Raw genomic sequence first — 20,753 nt, forward strand, 5'->3', positions numbered from 1 at the left:
CCTTGAAGGTTTGTGGCAACAGCCGTGAGTCGTTGGCCAGTACCGTCGGCAGTTTCGGCAACAGCGTGCCGAGTTTCAGCGTGCTTTTCGAGGCACGCATTTTGGCGGTCAGGCCCAGTTCGCCGTACTCGTCCTGCGCGCCTTTGCTGGTGTCGCGGTGACGCTTGAGCAGGCCGGAGCCTGCGCGATCAGGGCTGGAATCGAGCTTGACGCCGAGCAGGCCAATGGCATCGAAGCCGACACCGATCAAACCTTCGGTGAATCCCGATTCATAGCGCAGCAGGAAACCCTGGGCCCATTCCTCTTGTTTGGATTGGGCGGCGTTGTCCTGGTGATAATCACGGTTGAAATAGAAGTTGCGCAGCTCCAGGCTGGCCTTGCTGTCTTTGACAAAGTCAGCAGCGGCGGGGGCCGAGAGGCTGATGACACCGCCTGCCAGCAATAATCGGGTAGCGAGGATGCGGGTGTTGCGGTCCATGGTGAAGCCCCTTTGTTTTTATTATGGAAAGACAGGTCCCGCAGCCCTCGCCAGGTGGGCGAGGGCTTATCAATAAAAAACGCGAACGCCAAAAAGAGAGGAGCGTGGCGCCGCGTGCGGTTCAATCGTTAGAACTGTTCGGCACTCAGGCCAAACAACGAGGCACTGCCCGCGCGGATGGATTGCTCCAGGCTCAAAATGCGCGGCAGCAAGCGGTGAATGTAGAAGTCCGCGGTGGCGATTTTCGCGCCATAAAACCCTGCATCCTCGGGCAGCTTTTGCTTGGCAACCTGCGCCATTCGCGCCCAGAGCCAGGCATAGGCGACGTAACCGAACAGGTGCAAATACTCCACCGAAGCAGCGCCGACTTCGTTGCGATTGGTCGCGGCCTGATCCTGCAGCCAGTCGCTCAGGTCTTCCAGACGCTGCACGGCATCGAACAGTTGAGCGCAGTAGGGCGCATCGGGCTGATGGGCGAAATGACGGATCTGGCCGGTGAACTGGCGCAGCGCGGAGCCCTTGTCGGCGAGCACTTTGCGTCCAAGCAAGTCCAGGGCCTGAATGCCGTTGGTGCCTTCGTAGATCTGCGCGATGCGCACGTCACGGACCAATTGTTCCTGGCCCCATTCGCGGATGTAGCCATGGCCGCCGAACACTTGCTGGCCGTTGATGCAGCTTTCCAGCCCCGTGTCGGTGAAGAACGCCTTGGCCACTGGCGTCAGCAGCGCAACCAGAGATTGCGCGTTGTCCCGTTCCTGGACGTCATCGGAAAACTTCGCCAGATCGAGTTGCTGGCCGACATAACTGGCGAACGCACGGCCGCCCTCGGTCATGGCTTTCATGCTCAGCAGCATGCGGCGCACATCAGGGTGGACGATGATCGGGTCGGCCACTTTGTCCGGAGCTATGGCACCGGTCGGCGCGCGACTCTGAACACGTTCACGTGCATAGGCGACGGCGCTCTGATAGGACGCTTCGGCGCAGCCAATGCCCTGAATGCCGATGGACAGGCGTTCGTAATTCATCATGGTGAACATCGCCGCCAAACCTTTGTTGGCTTCGCCGACCAGCCAGCCGCTGGCGCCGTCGAAGTTCATCACGCAGGTGGCCGAGGCCTTGATGCCCATCTTGTGTTCGATCGAACCGCAACTCACCGCGTTGGCATCGCCGAGGGAACCGTCGGCATTGACCAGCACTTTAGGCACGACGAACAGTGAGATGCCTTTGGGCCCCGCCGGTGCGTCCGGCAGTTTGGCCAGCACTAGATGGACAATGTTTTCGGTCAGGTCCTGATCACCACCGGTGATGAAGATCTTGCTGCCGGTGATGCTGAAGCTGCCATCGGCCCGGGGTTCGGCGCGGGTGCGGATAATCCCCAGATCGGTGCCGGCGTGGGCTTCGGTCAGGCACATGGAACCGGCCCAGCGGCCTTCGTACATTGGCGGCAGGTAGAGGTTTTTCAGGGTGTCACTGGCGTGGGCATCCAGTGCCAGGCAGGCACCGGAACTCAACGCCGAATACAGCGCGAAGCTTGCGTTGGCGCCATAGAGCATTTCTTCGAACTGCACGGCGAGCATCTTCGGCATGCCCATGCCGCCAAAATCGGCGTTGCCGGACAGGCCCACCCAGCCGCCTTCGATGTAGGTGGCATAAGCCTGTTTGAAACCGATCGGCGTGCTGACTTGGCCGTCGCTCCACTGGGCTCCTTCCTCGTCACCACTGCGATTCAATGGCGCAATCAGGTGCGAGGTGACTTTGGCCGCCTCCTCAAGAATGGCGTCAGCGGTGGCGGCGTCGACACTGTCGGCCAGGGCCGGCAAGCGTGCCCACAGGGTCGGGGCGTCGAACACTTCATGCAAGACAAAGCGCATGTCGCGCAGCGGGGCGTTGAATTCGGGCATAACGTGAACCTCAAAAGGGTGTGCGAAGGGCACGGCACCGCTGGAGCAGGCCGTGCCCTTTCAATCAATGAGCGCAAGCGCTGGCGGCACCGAGGCCGGTCTGGGCGCGAACGAACTGGTCGGCGTAAGCGTCACGCTCCTTGTCGGCCCGCACGCTGCGGTCGAGTTTCGACACCACGACGATCACGAAGAACGCCAGTGGCATGGAGAACAGTGCCGGGTGGTCGTACGGGAAGATCGCCTGTGCATGGCCGAGCACGGTGACCCAGACCGCAGGCGAGAGGATCACCAGGACCAGCGCGCAGATCAGCCCGGCGAAACCGCCGATGATTGCGCCTTTGGTGGTCAAGCCTTTCCAGTACATGGCCATGATCAGCACCGGGAAGTTGGTCGACGCGGCGATGCCGAAGGTCAGGCCCACCAGGAACGCGACGTTCATCTTCTCGAACAGAATGCCCAGCAGAATCGCGATGATGCCAAGGCCCACGGTGGCCATGCGGGTCACGCGCATTTCCTGTTTCTCGCTGGCTTTGCCCTTCTTGAACACCGCGGCGTAGAGGTCGTGGGAAATCGCCGAAGCACCGGCCAGGGCCAGCCCGGAAACCACCGCAAGGATGGTGGCGAAGGCCACGGCCGAGAGGAAACCGAAGAACAGATTGCCACCGACCGCTTTGGCCAGGTGCATGGCGACCATGTTGCCGCCACCAATCAAGGTGCCGCCGACTTCGCCATTGACGTAGTACTGCGGGTCGGTGCCGATGATCACCATCGCGGCGAAGCCCAGGGTGCATACCACCAGGAAGAAGAAGCCGATGAAACCGGTGGCGTAGAACACTGATTTTCGCGCTTCCTTGGCGTTAGGCACGGTAAAGAAACGCATCAGAATGTGCGGCAGGCCGGCAATCCCGAACACCAGGCCTAGCGACATCGAAGCGGTGTTGATCGGGTCGGCGAGCATTGAGCCGGGGCCCATGATGTTCCAGCCGCTGGCATGGGCTTCGACGGCTTTGCTGGCCAGGGTTTCGTAGCTGAAGCCGAATTGCGACATGGCCATCAACGCCAGGGTCGTGCCGCCAGCCAGCAACAACACAGCCTTGATGATCTGCACCCACGTGGTGGCGATCATGCCGCCGAAAATCACATACACCAGCATCAGCGCGCCGACGATCATCACGGCTACCGGGTAGTCGAGACCGAACAGCAACTTGATCAATTGACCGGCACCGACCATCTGCACGATCAGGTAGCAGCACACCACCGTCAACGAACCAAACGCGGCGAAGATCCGCACTTTGTTCTGATCCAGGCGATAGGACACGATGTCGGCAAAGGTGTAGCGCCCCAGGTTGCGCAGGCGCTCAGCCATCAGGAAGGTGATGATCGGCCAGCCAACAAAGAAGCCGATGGTATAGATGAAGCCATCGTAGCCCTTGGCGAACACCAGGCTGGACAGCCCCAGCAGCGTGGCGGCGGACATGTAGTCACCGGCAATTGCCAGACCGTTCTGGAACCCGGTGATGCCACCGCCCGCGGTGTAGAAGTCCGACGTAGATTTGGTTTGCCGCGCGGCCCACCAGGTGATGGCCAATGTGCCCAGCACGAAGACGAAGAACATGCCGATCGCATGCAGGTTGAGCGGTTGTTTTTCCACCGCACCCAGCGCAGGTGCAGCCAACACGACGGAGGCCGGCAACAGCCCGGCAGTGGCGAGGAGAACTTTACGCAGCAGGTTCATTACTTGCTCTCCTCGAGAATGGCCGCGCCCAGTGCGTCGAAGCGGGTGTTGGCGCTGTAGACGTACCAACCGGTCAGTAGCCAGGAAAAAATGATGATCGCCGCGCCAACCGGCATGCCCAGGGTCAACATCCGATGTTCGGCGAGCGGTGCATGCAGCCACTGCGGGGCAAACGCCACGACCAGCATGAACGCGTAGTAGGTGCCGAGCACGGCAGCACTCAGCGACCAGGCCAGGCGCGAACGGCTGCTCACCAATTGAAGGAATTTCGGGTTGGACCGAATGCGTTCACAGCGTTGGGTATCGGTTGAATGGATGTCGATCATGGGTGGCTCCACATTGTTTTTGTTATCAGTGTGTAGGTCAGGGGCAGGGCCAAATTCAGCCTGCACGAGCCCGAAGCGGCAGGTAAAACACCTGCCACCTGGTGGGTACGACGTTGATTCGGTTAGAGCGCTTTGGCCCTGTCGCGCAGAACGTACTTCTGGATCTTGCCGGTTGAAGTCTTCGGCAACAGGGTGAAAATCACTGTGCGCGGGACTTTGAAACCGGCCAGGTGTTCGCGGCAGAAACTGATGATGTCGGCCTCGCGAACGTCCTGGTGATCAGCCTTCAATGTAATAAAGGCACAGGGCGTTTCACCCCATTTCTCATCGGGACGGGCGACGACGGCCGCTTCCATGACGGCCGGATGGCGATAGAGCACACCTTCCAGTTCGATGGTGGAAATGTTCTCACCGCCGGAAATGATGATGTCCTTGAGTCGGTCCTTGATTTCGACGTAACCGTTGGGATGACACACCGCCAGGTCGCCGGTGTGGAACCAGCCGCCGTCGAACGCTTCGGCTGTGGCGGTCGGGTTCTTCAAGTAGCCCTTCATCACGGTGTTGCCACGCATGAAGATCTCACCGATGGTCTGACCGTCTCGCGGGGTCGGCTCCAGCGTCTTCGAATCGCCAACCATCACGCCTTCGAGCGTCGGGTATCGCACGCCCTGACGGGATTTGATTTGCGCCCGTTCGTCCAGCGGCAACTCATCCCATTCGGCATGCCAGGCGCAGAGCGTCACCGGGCCATAGGTTTCGGTCAGGCCATAGACGTGGGTGACCTTGATGCCCATTTGCTCCACGGCGCCGATCACCTTGGCCGGCGGTGCGGCACCGGCGACCATCGCGTTGACCGGGTGATCGATCGCCGCTTTAGCTGATTCCGGCATGTTGACCAAGGCATTGAGCACGATCGGCGCAGCGCACAGATGGGTGACCTGATGCTCGCGGATCAGCGTGAGGATTTTCTGTGGATCGACGCGGCGCAGAAACACATGCACACCGGCCATGGCGGTGATGATCCACGGGTAGCACCAACCGTTGCAATGGAACATCGGCAAGGTCCAGAGGTACACCGGATGGTTACCCATGGCCCAGGTCATCTGGTTGCCCAATGAGTTCAGGTAAGCCCCCCGATGGTGGTAAACCACGCCTTTGGGGTTGCCGGTGGTGCCGGAAGTGTAATTCAGCGAGATGGCTTGCCATTCATCATCGGGCCACTGCCAGGCGAAAGCAGGGTCGCCTTCGGCCAACAGTGCTTCATAGTCCAGGTCGCTGACCGCCTGGCCTTCGCCGTACTCCAGATCATTAACGTCGATGACCAATGGCGGGTGATCCAGCATGCCGATCGCCGCGTGAATCACATCATGGAACTCACGGTCGGTAATCAGCACCTTGGCTTCGCCATGTTGCAGCATGAAGGCGATGGCCTCAGCATCCAGACGCACGTTGAGCGGGTTGAGCACCGCGCCGATCATCGGCACGCCGAAATGCACTTCGAGCATCTCGGGAATGTTGGGCAACATCACCGCTACCGTGTCGTTCTTGCCGATGCCGCGACCGGCCAGCGCCGAGGCCAGACGGCGGCAGCGGGTGTAGGTCTGCGCCCAGGTGCGGCGAATCGAGCCATGGATGACAGCGGGATAGTGTGGGTAAACGCTGGCGGTGCGCTCGATGAAGCTGAGCGGAGACAAGGCAATATGGTTGACAGCCGCAGGGCCTAGCCCTTGTTCATAGATCGACATGTACGGGTACTCGGTGGCTGATTGTTAGCTCTATAGGTGACCCTTCCAGCGTTGCCGCTGAGGGCACCTTTTATGTCCGGTTTGCTTTATATAACATTCAGCTGCTGATATGGAAGTACAACCTACGTCATATAGGATATGTACTATATTTGATTCTTATGGATCTAAATCAATACAGTCACACCGCCAAGGCCGGTATATCCTTGGCTTCCCCAACGAAGCGGACCTGTGATGACCCTGACCCCCGTTCGATTGCACAGCTGGTTGCGCCTGCAGCGCGAGGGTGTGTCCCTGGCCGCCCGGGCCGATGCGTTGTGCCGTGCGCTGCAGGATTGCCCCGAGGTGCGCCGGGCGGTTTATCTGAGTTGGCAACCCAATGCGCGGATTTACAGCCACGAGGGCGCCGCCCAGCATTTTCCACCGGGGCTGGGCGACCCTTCGCTGGCCAGCGATCAGCGGTTGTTTGATCGGCTGGCCGAAGCGGGGCGGCTGGATCTGGCTCAAGTACGTCAACTCGATTGCTGGTTGGCCGGGCGACTGCGCCGGGCCGCTATCAGCCATGGCCAGGTGTTTGATCTGGCGTTGCAACCGGGGCAGGCGGGTTTGTTGCTGGTGGAAGTGTGCGAGGGCGTGAGTCTTGATTGGCTGGGTTGGGTGCAGGACTTGCTGACGACGCTACTGAGCAGCGTCAATGGCATGCTGCGCGGCTCACCGCTGTTGGGGCACGATCCACAGCCGAGTCTGTTGCTCGATGCCCAGGGCCGACCGCTGGAGTTCAATGCCGCGCTGCTGGCACTGCTCGCCGAAAAGCCGCTGACTGATGTGCTGGGTTTTCTGCCGGTCAATCACCGGGTGCTTGTACGCGCCTGCCTGGACCAGCAACGCGCCATCGAAGGGGTCGAAGCCCAGTTCGAAACGCAGATCCTGATCTGGACGTTTATCCCCGATCCCCAGGACAACCGTGTGCTCGCCCGTTGCCGCGATGCCACGGCACAAGTGCTGGCCGAGCGTGAAGCGGCCACGGCGCGGCGGCTGTATCGGCTGATCATTGAAAACACCACTGACCTGATTTCCAGGCATACACCGGACGGGCGCTTTCTCGATGCCTCGCCGGCGTCCTGGACATTGCTCGGCTACTGGCCGGAGGAGTTGCGCGGGCAAATGGCCCAAGGCTTGTTCCATGGTCAGGACCTGGCCAGCCTGGTACAGCGCGCGCGGGATGCCCTGGAGCAGGACGGTTATCACACGATGACGTATCGGATTCGCCATCGGGATGGGCATTACCTGTGGTTTGAAACCGCCAGCCGGGCGATTCGCGAGACCTATACCGGGACAGTGGTGGAAGTGGTCAGCGTGTCCCGGGACATTACCGCCCGGGTGCACGCCGAGGAGAACAAACGACGCCTGGCGGAAGTCGTCGAGGCCAACACCGATCCGGTATTGTTCATCGACCCCGAGGGGCAAGTCACTTACCTCAATCCAGCGGCGCGGCGCATCCTGGGAATCGATGAGCAACAACCGATGCCAGCCCTGGCAACGTTGTTCGCCAGCAGCGACCTGGCACGTCTGCAGCGTGATGGCTGGAGCAGTGCCGAGCGTGACGGTGTCTGGAGCACCGATGCGCGATTGCAGCCACCGGCAGGCGGCACTTCAGTGCCGGTATCGCTGGTGCTGCTGGCGCACCGTTCGGCCGGCGGCGAGCGCTATTACTCGTTGGTGGCGCGGGACATGACCGAGCGTGAACTGCGTGAAGTGCAACAGCGCCGCCATCAGGACGAACTGGCGCACACCGCGCGGTTGGTCACCCTGGGTGAATTGGCCTCGGGCATCGCACACGAAATAAACCAGCCATTGGCGGCGGTGGTCAATTACGCCAATGCCAGCCAGCGCTATTTACAGACACTGGATTCCAATCCCCAGGCTGCCGCCCGGGTGGCGCAAGGCCTGGAGCGCATTACCCACCACGCCACGCATGCTTCAGAAGTGATCAGACGTTTGCGGGCGTTTCTGCGTAAGGGGCAACGCCGGATGCAGGCCTTGAATTTCACCGACGTCGCCCGCGAAGCCGTGCGTTTATGCGCCTGGGAGGCGAGCAATTGCCAAGTGACAATCGAGGATCGCCTACCGGATAATCTGCCGCCGATTTATGCCGACCGGGTGCTGCTGGAGCAGGTCCTGCTCAATCTCTTGCGAAATGCCATCGATGCCAACCGCGAACAGCATCCGGGGCAACCCTCGCTGATCGTGATGGCTGCGGGGCAGGGCGCTGGTGCAACCGTGGAAATCAGTGTGCAAGACCAGGGCCCGGGCGTCAGCGAGCCCGAACTGGAGCAGATATTTACCCCGTTCTATACCAGCAAGGCCGATGGCCTGGGGCTCGGTTTGTCCATGAGCCGCAGCATCATCGAAGGTTTTGGTGGCGAATTACAGGCTCGACGCCAACCTGTCGGGCTGCTGATGTGCTGCCGTTTGCCGCTGGCCGGCCCAACAAAACAACAACAGGAATAACGTAATGGCAGGTGTGACGGAGCACGTGGTGTATGTGGTCGACGATGACCAAGGCATGCTCGATTCAACCGTCTGGTTGTTGGAGTCGGTAGGGCTCAAAGCCTTGCCGTTTACCAGTGGCGTGGAGTTTCTCAATGCCTGTGATGCCAGACTTGATGCCTGCGTGCTGCTCGATGTTCGCATGCCCGGCATGGGCGGTTTGAACGTGCAGGAAGAAATGCGTGCACGTGAGCTGAACCTGCCGATCATTTTCGTCAGCGGGCACGCAGATGTGCCGATCGTGGTTCGCGCCTTCAAGGCGGGCGCCCACGACTTCATCGAGAAACCCTACAACGAACAATTGCTGCTGGACAGCGTGCAACAGGCGCTCAGCAACTGCGCGGCAAACCGCTCGGGCAATCAGGGGCACGAAGCCTTGCAGGCGCGCTTGCTGACCCTGACCCCACGGGAGCGCGATGTCTTGCTGCCACTGGTCCAGGGTTACACCACCCGCGAGATCGCCGAGCAACTGGGCGTCAGTGCGAAAACCGTCGATCTGTATCGTTCGCGGGTGATGAAACGCATGCAGGCCAATACCTTGCCGGACCTGGTGGGCATGGCCATCGCCGCTGAACTGGTCGATCCGCTGAAGCTGCGGTGATTGCTGGCGTTTCTAATGATCGTCCATGGGGGGAGGATCAGTCGCAGGACAGACCGGACGCCCCGCCAACCTCATGACTGCCTTTGCTTGCGCCAGCATGAAAGATGTTCAGGCCACTCGACATTGAGAGGCTGGTCATGGGTGTGGGCTCTGTCAATTGCGGGGCCGGAGGAGGCGTGTTGAACCATTCCCGCTCAGACCTGGCGCCTCAAGGATGTGAGCCTGGCCAACCCCCGATCGGCTCGGCCGTACAACTCATTTCCCCTGAGCCTGGTTTCTGGAAAAGCACTGCATTGCCGTCTTGCCAGAAGCTGTAGCTGCCCCGGGCATCCTTGCCCGTGTATTGGGTTCCCGAATCATTCTGCACCTGGCTCAGGGTGATGGCGCTGTTCGCCCACTTCAGGTACACGACACCAGGCTGAGTGTTAAAAAAGGTGGCGGCCAGCTGCTCATTAATTCCTGTACACCGAAACGCCAGCGGGCCTTCGGTGAGTCTGTCTGGATCCTTGGTTCTCGCAATGACCGAGCCTTGACGCAGTTGGTGCGCGCGTTCGGCATACTGTCGGACCGTACACGCCTTGGGCGCAGGGTCGGAGGCACACTGATTGCGGGCGTCGATCCAGAACTGCTGGTCGATCATGATTTTGTCTGGTCGCGGTACTGAATGATTGTCGGTGATCGCCAGGCGATAAAGACGCGTCAGTTCGATGTCCATCTGCAGCAGTTGTGAGTCGCGACAAATCAGCTTTTCGACGGACGCCCTTGCTGTCGCGCAGTCGAAACTGGTGTGGAAAATGGGCGAAGCATTTGCACAAGTGCTCGTCGCTGCGCACACGCTGACAGCGAACAGGCGGGTGAGCGTTTTCATGTTGGGTTGAGTCATTACCTGATACCCGGATTGCTTGTGGATCTATTGATCCGTTGAACAGTCATTTGTTCGCATTGGGTGTATCGCAATAAAAGGCTGTATTACAGTTTGGACTGGCGCGCTCGCCAGGTGGATGGACTGCAATCGAAGTGCCGGCTGAACCAGCGGGAGAAGGCACTCAGTTCGGAAAACCCCAGCGCCCCGGCGATCTCACTCAACCGTTGATTGGAATGTGCCAGGTGACGCATTGCCAGCTCCGCACGCACCTGATCCAGCAACGAAGAAAATGTTTCACCCTCCTGGGCAAGCTTGCGATGCAGTGTTCGCCTGTCCCATCCCAAATTGGCCGCCACTTGTTCCACCGAGCACTGGCCCGTGGGCAGCGCCGTCCAGATCATCTGGCGCACTTGTTCAAGTAAAGCCGTTTTGGATTCTTCGCGGATACTGTCCAGATACTGATGAACATAACGGGCCATGTCCGGATCGGCACTGGGCAGTGCCTTGTCCAGGTCGGTACTGCGGCAGACGATGCCGTCCATCAGGCTATTGAATTTCACTGAGGTGGCGAATAGGCGGCGGTGTCGACTGTCGTCCATCGGCGCGGCGTGACGGAAGCAAACCATTGAAGGATGCCAGTGATTGCCCAGCAAGTTTTTCAGCAGGCGGTAGGTCACCCCCACTGACAGTTCCATTGCCTGACGCACCGGCAGGTTTCCCATGGTGACCTGTTCCATGCGCAACACCACCACGCCGCCACTTTCCTCGATATTCAACACCAGCCCCTGATTGTGGAGGAAAAGGAAGTCGCGGAACGCTTCCATGGCCGAACGGATCGTCGGTTCGTCACGCCACAACAGCGCCAGAGGCCCCAGATTGGAGAGCTTGCGGGTTTCGGCCATGCGCAAGCCAAAATCGTCTACCCCCGCTTCACGCGCCGAATTTTCGAGCAGACGTGCTACAGCTTCGTTGGGAATCTTCAAGTCCGGGTGAAGCAGGCATCGGGGATCGAGGCCGACAAGGCGCAATTGCTGCAGGTAATCAACGTGTAGCAATCGGGCTATTTCAGCGTAGTTCGTCAAGCTGGCACTGCGAACAAGGCCGCTCATGAAGATGATTTCTCAATCCGGGACAGCGATTTATCAGCTTAGCAGGTGAATGTCCCGACAGGTCAAGGTGAACGTCGGCAGCTACGCGACACTGCGTCACTTTCCATCGTGCCTGCATCGCACGGAAAGGAATGCTCGTTGCCCTCAAGGCTTGCGTACAAATACAAGAGAATGGCTATGAATAAAACACCTCGAATCACTCGATCAACGGATACGCCTGCCAAGCGTCGTCGCGCAGCGCCAAAAAAAACGCCTCAAGAGCAGCAGAAACAGGAGTTGGCGGTTAACACCGCACAGGTTGCCACGCCATTGCTCAGGGTGCGCCCGGTCGATTTGCTGAGCGCCTCCGGGGCCTTGTTCAAGGCTGTGGGCAAGACGCCCGTCAAGGCTGCACGGCATGTGGGCAGTTACCTCAAGGAGTTGGGCAATATTGCCGCCGGCAGTTCCAGCGTGGCACCGAATCCCAAGGATAAGCGTTTTTCCGATCCGGCCTGGCAATCCAATGCCTTGCTGCGCGGCCTGTTGCAAAGCTACCTGGCTGGCAATGACGAGCTGAGCCGTTTTATCGATGGAGCCCATCTCGATGCCAGGGAAAAGGGTCGTGCCCGGTTCATTGCCTCACAGCTGTTTGATGCATTGGCGCCGAGCAATCTGTTGCTGACCAACCCGACAGCGTTGCGCAAGTTGCTCGATACGGGCGGTATGAGTTTGGTCAAAGGGGTCGGGCAGTTCTCCCGGGACCTGCGCCACAACGGCGGGATGCCGATGCAGGTGGACAGCAAGCCATTCAAGGTGGGAGAAAACATCGCCACGGCGAAGGGCGAGGTGGTGTTACGCACCGAGATGTTCGAACTGTTGCAGTTCGCCCCCACCACGAAAAATGTCCATGCCCGCCCGTTAGTCATGTCCCCGCCGCAGATCAACAAGTACTACGCCATTGACTTGTCGCCAGACAAGAGCCTGATCAAATGGATACAGGACAGCGGCATACAATTGTTCGTCATCAGCTGGCGCAATCCGACCAGCATGCACCGCGACTGGGGCTTGTCCGAATACGCGCTGTGCCTCGACCAGGCGGTGGATGTCGCGCGGCAAATCACCGGTAGCGCGGATGTGAACATGTGGGGTTCGTGCTCGGGTGGCCTGACGCTCGCGGCCTATCTCGGCTGGCTGGCGGCACGCGGTGAAGGCGCCAAGGTGGCGAACACCAGTTGGGCGGTATGCGTGCTCGATATGCCTGCGCTCTTTGGTGACACTGCCATCGGCCTTTTTGCCACGCCGGCGGTACTGCGCGCGGCGAAGACCAGCTCGCAGTGCAAGGGAACACTCAGTGGTCAGGACATTTCGCGTATGTTCGCCTGGATGCGCCCCAACGACCTGATCTGGAATTATTGGGTCAACAACTATCTGCTGGGTAACAAGCCGCCAGCGTTCGACATCCTGGCCTGGAACAACGACTCCACGCGTCTGCCGGCAAAACTGCATGCCGACTACCTCGATCTGGCCCAGCACAATCCCTACAGCAACCCGGGGGTCTTGCAGATTGCCGGCGAGCCTATCGACATGAGCAAGGTCAAGGTCGGTGCCTATGTGATCGGCGGCACCACCGATCACATCACACCCTGGCAGGGCTGCTACGGTACCGCCCGATTGTTCGGCGAGGACAGCACCTTCGTTCTCTCCAATGCCGGCCATCTACAAAGCTTGATCAATCCGCCGGGCAACCCGAAGTCGTATTTCTACGCCGCCGCTGCCACCGCCTCGGATCCAGAAAGCTGGCTGCAAGACGCAGGCGAGAGCCACACCGGCAGCTGGTGGCCGCATTGGCGGCAGTGGATTGAACAACGGTCGGGCGCTAGCCGGCCAGCACCGCGCAAACTGGGCTCACGCAAATATCCGCCGTTGTACGCAGCCCCGGGCCATTACGTACTGGAGCATTGAGACTATCTGGCGCGCATTGGCTGATTGCGGTGTCAGTCACTACTTTCCACACCCGTTCGAGGGGCAACGTACAAAAGGAATTGGACGTTGCACCCTTCTCAGAGTTAGTCGCCAAACGTGAGCTAGACTCAAAGATCCAAAGCAGACTGATAACAGCGGAGGCTTTATGAGAAAGTCCATCCCCCCCTGTTTGGCTACCATTGTCTCGGTATTCTGCCTTTGCGCTTCAGCCGAGACGGTCACGCCGCTCAAAGGGCAGTCCCCCGAAATGATTCAGCAGGACATAAGCGCATGCCAGGCTCAAGCCGGGAATGCGGCAAGCAGCAGCACGACGTCTCAATCAGGTGGACGTGCCCGCGGTGCCGCTACGGGCGCAGTAGCCGCGGCGGCGGTTGCCGGCGCGCGCGGTCGTCAGCATGACGAGATTTATGACAAGGTGGACGACGATGTCAAACAGGAATATCGACAGAACAACGCCAAGGATGCTGCTGTCGCAGGTGCGGTTGTAGGTGGATCCCGGCAACGTCAGGATCGTCGTCAGGATCGCCGGGCAGAACCGGCGGCCACTGCGTCGGCCTACACCAGTTGCATGCAGCAGCGGGGCTATCAGGTAACCCCGTGAATTTGAAGACTGAAAAAAGCCAGGAGCATCAAGCTCTGTATCGTCTTTGACGGGCGCGACGGTGCAGGGAAGGGCGGAACGATCAAGGCGCTCAAGCCTGCCTGACCACAGAGGGGGTGCAATGCGCATTCCATTGTTCTATGCGGTGTCAGCTGTATTGTTTTTGAGCGGATCTTCCTGCCTGGCGCAGCCATTGGACGCGAGCGCGACCACAAGCGCTGTCGATACAGCGCCCGTCGCCGCGGTGGCCAAAGATGCCGTGTTTACCCAGGAGCAGCTCGATCAAATGCTGGCTCCTGTTGCGCTATATCCGGACCCACTGCTGGCCCAGGTGTTGATGGCCACCACGTACCCCGGGGAAATCGCCGAAGCGGTCACCTGGTCTAAAGCACACCCGGACGCCAAGGGCGACGATGCGGTCAAACAAGTGGCGAATCAGCCTTGGGATCCGAGCGTGCAGGCACTGGTGGCCTTCCCCCAAGTCATGGTCATGCTGGGGCAGGATCCGGTCTGGGTACAACGCCTGGGGGATGCCTTTTTGGCGCAGCCCGACGATGTCATGGGGGGCGTGCAACGCTTGCGTCATCAGGCCCAGGCAGCAGGCAACCTGCAGAGCAACCAATATCAGAACGTGACGGTTCAGGCGGCACCGGCACCGGCACCGGCGGCTCCGGCTCCGGCCAGCAGCACCTCCACAATCATCATTCAGCCTTCCGATCCGCAGGTGGTTTACGTACCCAGTTATAACCCGACGACAACCTACGGCACCTGGCCCTATCCGGCATCGCCTCCCGTGTACTATCCACCGCCGCCAGCCTATTACCCCGGCTCGGCATTGTTGGCCGGGCTGGCCTTTGGCACCGGCGTGGCTATCATCGGCTCGTTATGGGGTGAATGTGACTGGGACAACAACGACATCGACATTGACGTCGACCGCTACAACAACATCAACCGCAACAACCAGATCACTCGGAATCAGAACCAGTGGCAGCACAACGCTGTTCATCGCGATGGCGTCCCCTATCGAGACAGTAAGAGCCGGGAACAGTATGGCCGCCAACTGGACGGTGCCCGTCAGCGTGAAGCCTATCGAGGGGATGATGCCAAGCGAGCCCAGGCGCGTGAAAAAGCCCGTGGTTCAATGGACAGGCACGGTATCGAGCGACCTGCCACCAGCAACCTCGAAGCCCGCGATTCGGCGCGCAAAACCCAGTCGGCAACCTCGCCCGGCAATCGGATGCAAGCAGGTACAGACAGACCGAGGGCGTCTGACAGGAGCCAGGGCACTGCCAGAAATACCCGGGAGAGTCAGCCACCCAGGAAACAGACCGCTCAGGTAAACCAGCGCGGGCAGGGCGATTTGCAAGGGCGCCAAACTGCGCAACAACGGCCGGCTTCCAGCACGGGCAGTGCCCGCAATAATGCATTCGCCGGCGTGCGTTCACCGTCCCAGGCCAACGCACAAGCCAGTCGTGGCCAAGCCAGCCAGGCATCCGCCCGGCGCCCCAGTGCTTCGCGCCCAGCCGGCCATCAGGTCAGTCGGCCGTCCAGTCCACCCGCGCGTCAAAGGGGGAGCCGTCGTTGAAAAACAATGCTCGAATGAAGGCTCTCACGGGCTTGCGCTTTCATGTCCTGGCGATCGCTGCCGGTTTGATGTGGTCGTGCATGGCGACGGCCCAGCAGGCATTTCCGACGCCGGAAATGGCCGCCCAGGCGTTCGTCGAGGCACTGGGGACGAAATACGCCGATCAGGCACGCCTGACCGAGTTGCTGGGTAATGAATGGCGCAGTTTCATCCCGCGCGAAGGCGTGCAGCGCAGTGATGTGGATGCGTTTTTGAAGCAATACCGCGAACAACATGCCATTGAAAAACCCAGCGATCGCAAGGCGGTCCTGTCGGTTGGCCGTGACCACTGGACGTTGCCTATACCCATGGTCAAAGGCGCGGACGGTTGGCGGTTCGACATCGACGCCGGTAGCGCCGAAGTCCGTGCACGTCGAATTGGCCGCAACGAACTCGCCGCGTTGCAATCAGTGCTGACTTATCACGATGTCCAGATGGAGTATGCATCCGTGGATCGTGACGGTGATGGCGCACTCGCCTACGCGCAAAAAATCTTCAGCACCGCCGGCAAACATGACGGACTTTATTGGGAAGACGATGATAGCGGTCAGATCAGCCCGTTGGGTCCGTTGTTCGGTAAAACCATTGCCGGTGAAGACTGGCAGGGTTATCACTTTCGCATCCTTGATGGCCAAGGTCCTTCGGCACCGGGCGGCGCCTATAGCTACCTCATCGGTGACAAGATGAGCCGTGGTTTTGCACTGATCGCCTGGCCGGCGAAATACGCGGACACCGGGGTGATGAGTTTCATGATCAGTCATGAAGGGCAGGTGTTCGAAAAAGACTTGGGCCCCGGTGGGGACCAGTTGGCGCAGTCGATGAAGCGCTTTGATCCCGATGACAGCTGGAAGGAGGTGACGGTGGGTCAAGAGTAGATCAGCCTGGAAGCGCAAATCCCTTCGGGAGCGGGCAAGCCCCGCTCCCAAAGATGTGAGCCTAACCCAAGGCGGTGAAATCGCTGGAGTGCAACGCCTGGACACCCACCAGCTGGATTTCGAACTCCGGCGTGGCGTCGGCATCGACACTGCCGTAAAGAATGCCATCGGCAAAGCGCAGTTGGCCGGTGGCATTGGCAGGGTCGAAGGCGTTGCTGCCGACAAAGGTAAAAGCGTCGACAGCGGTGGTCAGCGGATTGGCGTCCAGGCCGGTGAAATCCAGAAGATCGCCCTCGGTGCTCTTGAAGCCGTTGAGCACATCACGCAAAGCCCCGATACCCATGTCTGACAGCGCACCAAACGCGTAGCTATCCGCGCCAGTGCCAGCGGTGAGGTTGTCGGTGCCTGCACCGCCGATCAGCCGGTCATTGCCCGAACCGCCCACCAGCGCATCGTTGCCCGCACCACCGTTCAGAATGTTCGCGGCGCTGTTGCCCGACAGCGTGTCGGCGTAGGCACTTCCCGTCAGGTTTTCGAAGGACTTCAAGGTGTCGAGCCCCGAACTCACGGTATTTTGTTGCGCTGACGTGGAGAGATTGACGGTGACGCCGGACAGGGCGCGTTCATAAGACACCGTGTCATTGCCATCGCGCCCGTCCAGCACGTTGTTGCCGGCACCGGCGAACAGCGTATTGTCCAGCGCGTTGCCCGTGCCATTGGCGGCGCCAGTGCTATCGACATACAGATGCTCGACGTTGTTGCCGAGGGTATAGGCCGCGAGGTTGCTGTGCACACGGTCGATACCTCCCGACACCGCATTGCTGTTGATCTCGATCACGGTGTCGTTGGCGTTGTCGAGATGGTAGGTGTCATTGCCATCGCCGCCGCTCATGCTGTCGGCCCCTGCGGCACCATCGAGCACGTTATTGGCGGCATTGCCGGTGATGAAGTTGGGCCGCTCATTGCCGGTGCCGTTGATGGCCGACACGCCGGTGAGCATCAGGTTCTCCAGATTGGCTCCCAGGGTCCAGCTGAGCGAGGCCTGCACCGTATCGATTTGCGAAGTCGAGGTGTTGGTTTCCACCACGCGATCGAATGCGTTATCGACCACATAAACGTCATTGCCATTGCCACCGGTCAGGGTGTCGGCGCCCAGGCCGCCATTCAGCAGGTCGTTGCCCGAGGTGCCCGTCAGGGTATCCGCCTGGTCGGTACCGGAAATCATGTTCTGAGCGTTGTCGAAAATAGCCTGGACGCTGTTGTTGTCATTGGGGTTGCCTTGCGAGCCAAGGTCATTGGCAATGTAGTCGGCCAGGCGCTGGCCGACGATCTCGGCCGACTCCTCGTGCAGGTGCCAGACGTCGTCGGGATACGCCAGCGGATCGACTTCGTGGCGCAAGGGCAGGTCGGTGTAATCCACCGCCAGCTTGACGTCGGCGCGCTCGGCGGCGATGGCTTCCTGGGCAGCGCGGACATAGCCAACCCCCTCGACGATGGAGGCAATTTTTTCTTCTGAATAACCACGGGCACGCGCCGCGTCCTGTTCGTAGTGACCGGTTTCCATCAAGTAAACGCTGAAGTTGCCGAACTGGGCATGCAAGTAATCGAACACCTTCAAGGTCGCGGCCTTGTAGGCCGCTGCTGCCGCTGCTTTGTCCGTGGCGCGGCCGATCTCCTGGGCGGCTTCCTCGCCCTGACCCCAAATGATCCCCATGGTGACGTTACCGATGGATTGCAGTTCGGTGAGCTGGTCGCGCAGCAGCGTCACGGCGCGCAATAGCGCAGCGCCAGGTTGGTTGGTATCGGTCAGCCACCAGCACAACTTGAGTTCCTCGGCGCTGAGGGTCGACAGGCCGGTAACCGTGCTACCGCCCACTGCAATGTCGATGTTGTTTCCATTGGCATCGGTGAATTGGCTGCGCACGTCATAGGGGGTATAGCGGTCCAGGTCGCTGACCAGCATCGAGGTACCGGACTGATTGTCGTCCTCCGTCATGCGCAGCAGACGCGCATTGGATTGGCCGAGAGTGGGCAGGTAGAGGATGTCCTGCTGAGTGCTCTTGGCGAATACGAAGTCGTTGGCGGTCAGGGTGTTGAGGTAATTGCCGTTGAGGGCGATTTCAAAACGGTTGCCATCGGCATCCGCTTCGGTGGACTTGATGTAGGTTTTGTCGCCGGCCGCGTTGAGAGTGATGTACAACGTGCCGTTGCTGCCATTGCCGAGGCCTGCAAAGCTCAGGCTCGAAACATCGATCTTGTCCACGCCAGTGGTGAAGTCATAAATCGTGTCGGTGGCCGTCACACCACCAGTGTCATAGTCGCGGTAGCTGTCGAGCACGTTGGTATAGCGGAAGGTGTCGGCACCGTCGCCGCCGTACAGCGAATCGCGTCCGGCACCGCCCTCGAGCTTCTCATCGCCCGCGCCACCACTGAGGTTGTCGTTACCCGCGAGGCCGAGCAGTGTATCGGCCGAATCGCTGCCCGACAGTGAGTCGCTGCCGCTGGTGCCGGTGATGACCCGGTTGAAGATGAAGTGATTCGCCGTCAGCGTACTGGTCAGGTTACCCGAGAGAATCAGCTCGAAGCGATTACCGCTGGCGTCGGCATCGTAATCCTTGATGTAGGTGCGGTTGCTGGTGGCGCTGTAGCTGACCTGCAAGGTGCCGCCACGGCCATCGCCCAGGCCGGTGAAACCGAGGCCGGCGAGATCGATTTTGTCCTGGGTGACGTCGAAGTCGGTGATGGTGTCATCGAAACTTGTGGTTGCATTGCGGTAACTGTCGGACTGAGCGGCGAAACGGAACGTATCGGCGCCGGTGCCTCCGGTGAGTTTGTCGATACCGGCACCACCCACCAGAATGTCGCCACCGGCCCCGCCATTGAGGGTGTCGTTGCCGGCACCACCATAGAAGATTTCGCTGGCGGTGCTGCCCAGCAAGGTGTCGTTACCAGCCGTGCCTTGTACGATCGTCATCGGCACCGTGGCGCTGACGTAACTGCCGTCACCATAGACCAGCGTGGTCCCCTTGCTGGTGTGACTGATGGTGTTGCCGATCATGGCATTGCGATCGGTTCCGTCTTCGTTGCGTTCGGCGACGCCGTAAGTCGACAGGTCGCTACCGATGATGATGTTGCCCTGGATGGTGTTGTCGCTGCCGTTGAAGTATTTGCCGGACACGCCCAAGGTGTCGTTGTAGGACTGGATGATGATTTCCGGTACGGGACCGCCCAGGGAATTATTAGTCAGTGTGTTGTCAATGATTTGGACGTGGTTACTGCCGTAAATGCGTATCCCGGCGCTGGCGTTGTCGTGAATATCGACGCCGCTGACCGTCACCTCGCTGGACATTTTGATCAGCACCCCTTCGGCGCCGTTGCCATACACCTCGCCACCGGTGATGGTGATGTTGTTGGGGGAGGGGATGTCCTCGCTGCCGCGCTGCACCACGATGCCATTGCCGCCATTGTTGTAGGCAATGTTATTGGTGAGCGTGAAGTCGTGGGTGCTGGTAACGATGTTGAAACCGTGGCGGTCGTTGTCGTAGGCGATGTTGTTTTCGAAGGTGCTGTCGCTGAGGAAGTCAGCCACGAAGCCGTCCAGGCCATTGCCATGGGACACGCTGTTCTTGATGACCATGTTGACGGTCTGCTCATGGGGGTCGAAACCGTACCCGGAACAATCCTTGATCTCGACGCTGTCGAGGGTGACGTTGGAGTCGTAGCCTGCTTCGCCGGGAATGTAGCCATTGAACCAACCGTCGATCTTGCCCGTGGTGCTGTCGCGGTTGCCATCAATGGTGAGATTACTCACGCCGAAGTCATGGGTTTCCTCGCCATAGGCAGAGCGGATGACCCCCGTGATCTTGGTGTCGGAACCGTCAGCCACCTTGACGGTGGTTGCGCCCATGCCGTCGCCGTACAGGTAGACGTTGCTCTTGAGCATCAGGCAACCGTCGGAGGGTTCTTCCCCTCCCGAAACGATATAAGTTCCAGTCGGCAGATACACCTGCCCACCGCCTGCGGCGGCCGCTGCATCAATCGCACTTTGTATCGCCGCTGTGTCGTCAGTGATGCCATCTCCTTTGGCGCCAAAATTTTGTACATTGAAAATCATGAGCTTATCTCCGTATCAGGCGAGAACCTCGTTGAATGCCAATATTCCATCGACAGCCACCGTGTTATGACCCAGCGGAGAGCAAAAGTTGTGACCGCGCATCGGAGGAGCGTCAAAAAACCGGACTAACTGATTAGCGGTTGCGAATGGTTTTTAGGTGTTTAGAAAAAATAACGTTCTGTTGACGCGTGCCTGGCGAGTGATCTGCCTGTGGCAGCTGGTACGCGGAGAGGGTGGCTCAGGCACGTTGAGATGGCGGAGAGGGCGCTT

General features: G+C 59.8%; 14 protein-coding genes and 1 pseudogene. 7 read left to right on the forward strand and 8 right to left on the reverse strand.

All coding sequences use genetic code 11. The features are described from left to right. The 5 genes from BZL43_RS00235 to BZL43_RS00255 all read right to left on the reverse strand — a co-directional run. Positions 1-478: OprD family outer membrane porin (locus BZL43_RS00235; protein ID WP_143517816.1), on the reverse strand; the 478-nt coding region annotated here is incomplete at its 3' end. Between the two features lie 128 nt (positions 479-606). Beyond that, a complete protein-coding gene (locus BZL43_RS00240; protein ID WP_095630471.1) occupies positions 607-2,379 on the reverse strand; it encodes an acyl-CoA dehydrogenase C-terminal domain-containing protein in 1,773 nt (590 codons plus the stop codon). A 64-nt stretch (positions 2,380-2,443) separates the two neighbouring features. Further along, positions 2,444-4,114: a cation acetate symporter gene (locus tag BZL43_RS00245; RefSeq protein ID WP_095630472.1), complete on the reverse strand. Its 1,671-nt coding sequence runs from the start codon at positions 4,112-4,114 to the stop codon at positions 2,444-2,446. Then, positions 4,114-4,440: a DUF485 domain-containing protein gene (locus BZL43_RS00250; protein ID WP_008146418.1), complete on the reverse strand. Its 327-nt coding sequence runs from the start codon at positions 4,438-4,440 to the stop codon at positions 4,114-4,116. Before BZL43_RS00250 ends, BZL43_RS00245 begins: the two co-directional genes overlap by 1 nt. A gap of 122 nt (positions 4,441-4,562) precedes the next feature. Continuing rightward, positions 4,563-6,185 carry an acyl-CoA synthetase gene (locus BZL43_RS00255; RefSeq protein ID WP_095630473.1) on the reverse strand — a complete coding sequence of 541 codons (1,623 nt, stop codon included), beginning with the start codon at positions 6,183-6,185 and terminating at the stop codon, positions 4,563-4,565. Between the two features lie 231 nt (positions 6,186-6,416). Between BZL43_RS00255 and BZL43_RS00260 the strand changes: the two genes are divergently transcribed. Together BZL43_RS00260 and BZL43_RS00265 are read left to right on the forward strand one after the other, a co-directional pair. Beyond that, positions 6,417-8,693, forward strand: a complete 2,277-nt coding sequence (locus BZL43_RS00260; protein WP_095630474.1) for a PAS domain S-box protein — start codon at positions 6,417-6,419, stop codon at positions 8,691-8,693. 4 nt (positions 8,694-8,697) lie between these two features. Further along, the gene (locus tag BZL43_RS00265) at positions 8,698-9,333 is read left to right on the forward strand and encodes a response regulator transcription factor (protein ID WP_095630475.1); all 636 of its coding nucleotides are present in this window, start codon (positions 8,698-8,700) and stop codon (positions 9,331-9,333) included. Positions 9,334-9,541: 208 nt separating this feature from the next. On the opposite strand, the gene BZL43_RS00270 is transcribed toward BZL43_RS00265, so the two are convergent. Together BZL43_RS00270 and BZL43_RS00275 are read right to left on the reverse strand one after the other, a co-directional pair. After that, a complete protein-coding gene (locus BZL43_RS00270; protein WP_095630476.1) occupies positions 9,542-10,216 on the reverse strand; it encodes an MliC family protein in 675 nt (224 codons plus the stop codon). Between the two features lie 86 nt (positions 10,217-10,302). Further along, complete coding sequence (locus BZL43_RS00275; protein ID WP_095630477.1) at positions 10,303-11,307, reverse strand: AraC family transcriptional regulator; 1,005 nt, start codon at positions 11,305-11,307, stop codon at positions 10,303-10,305. Between the two features lie 177 nt (positions 11,308-11,484). Between BZL43_RS00275 and BZL43_RS00280 the strand changes: the two genes are divergently transcribed. From BZL43_RS00280 to BZL43_RS00295, 5 genes and pseudogenes are all read left to right on the forward strand, one after another. After that, positions 11,485-13,248 (forward strand): alpha/beta fold hydrolase, encoded by a 1,764-nt coding sequence (locus BZL43_RS00280; RefSeq protein WP_095630478.1) that lies wholly within the window; start codon positions 11,485-11,487, stop codon positions 13,246-13,248. 166 nt (positions 13,249-13,414) lie between these two features. Further along, positions 13,415-13,870, forward strand: a complete 456-nt coding sequence (locus tag BZL43_RS28420; protein WP_095630479.1) for a hypothetical protein — start codon at positions 13,415-13,417, stop codon at positions 13,868-13,870. A gap of 18 nt (positions 13,871-13,888) precedes the next feature. Then, a pseudogene (locus tag BZL43_RS27655) lies at positions 13,889-13,963 on the forward strand (hypothetical protein); the annotation flags it as partial. Between the two features lie 28 nt (positions 13,964-13,991). Then, complete coding sequence (locus tag BZL43_RS00290) at positions 13,992-15,455, forward strand: DUF3300 domain-containing protein (protein ID WP_095630480.1); 1,464 nt, start codon at positions 13,992-13,994, stop codon at positions 15,453-15,455. A 14-nt stretch (positions 15,456-15,469) separates the two neighbouring features. Then, positions 15,470-16,369, forward strand: a complete 900-nt coding sequence (locus tag BZL43_RS00295; protein ID WP_095630481.1) for a DUF2950 domain-containing protein — start codon at positions 15,470-15,472, stop codon at positions 16,367-16,369. Between the two features lie 61 nt (positions 16,370-16,430). Here BZL43_RS00295 and BZL43_RS00300 read toward each other — a convergent pair whose 3' ends face one another. Then, on the reverse strand, positions 16,431-20,483 hold the full coding sequence (locus tag BZL43_RS00300) for a glycosyl hydrolase family 28-related protein (RefSeq protein WP_095630482.1): 4,053 nt from the start codon (positions 20,481-20,483) through the stop codon (positions 16,431-16,433). Positions 20,484-20,753: the final 270 nt, after the last annotated feature.

The sequence above is a fragment of the Pseudomonas sp. PICF141 genome (genome assembly GCF_002286815.1).
In the GTDB taxonomy this organism is placed as follows: Bacteria; Pseudomonadota; Gammaproteobacteria; order Pseudomonadales; family Pseudomonadaceae; genus Aquipseudomonas.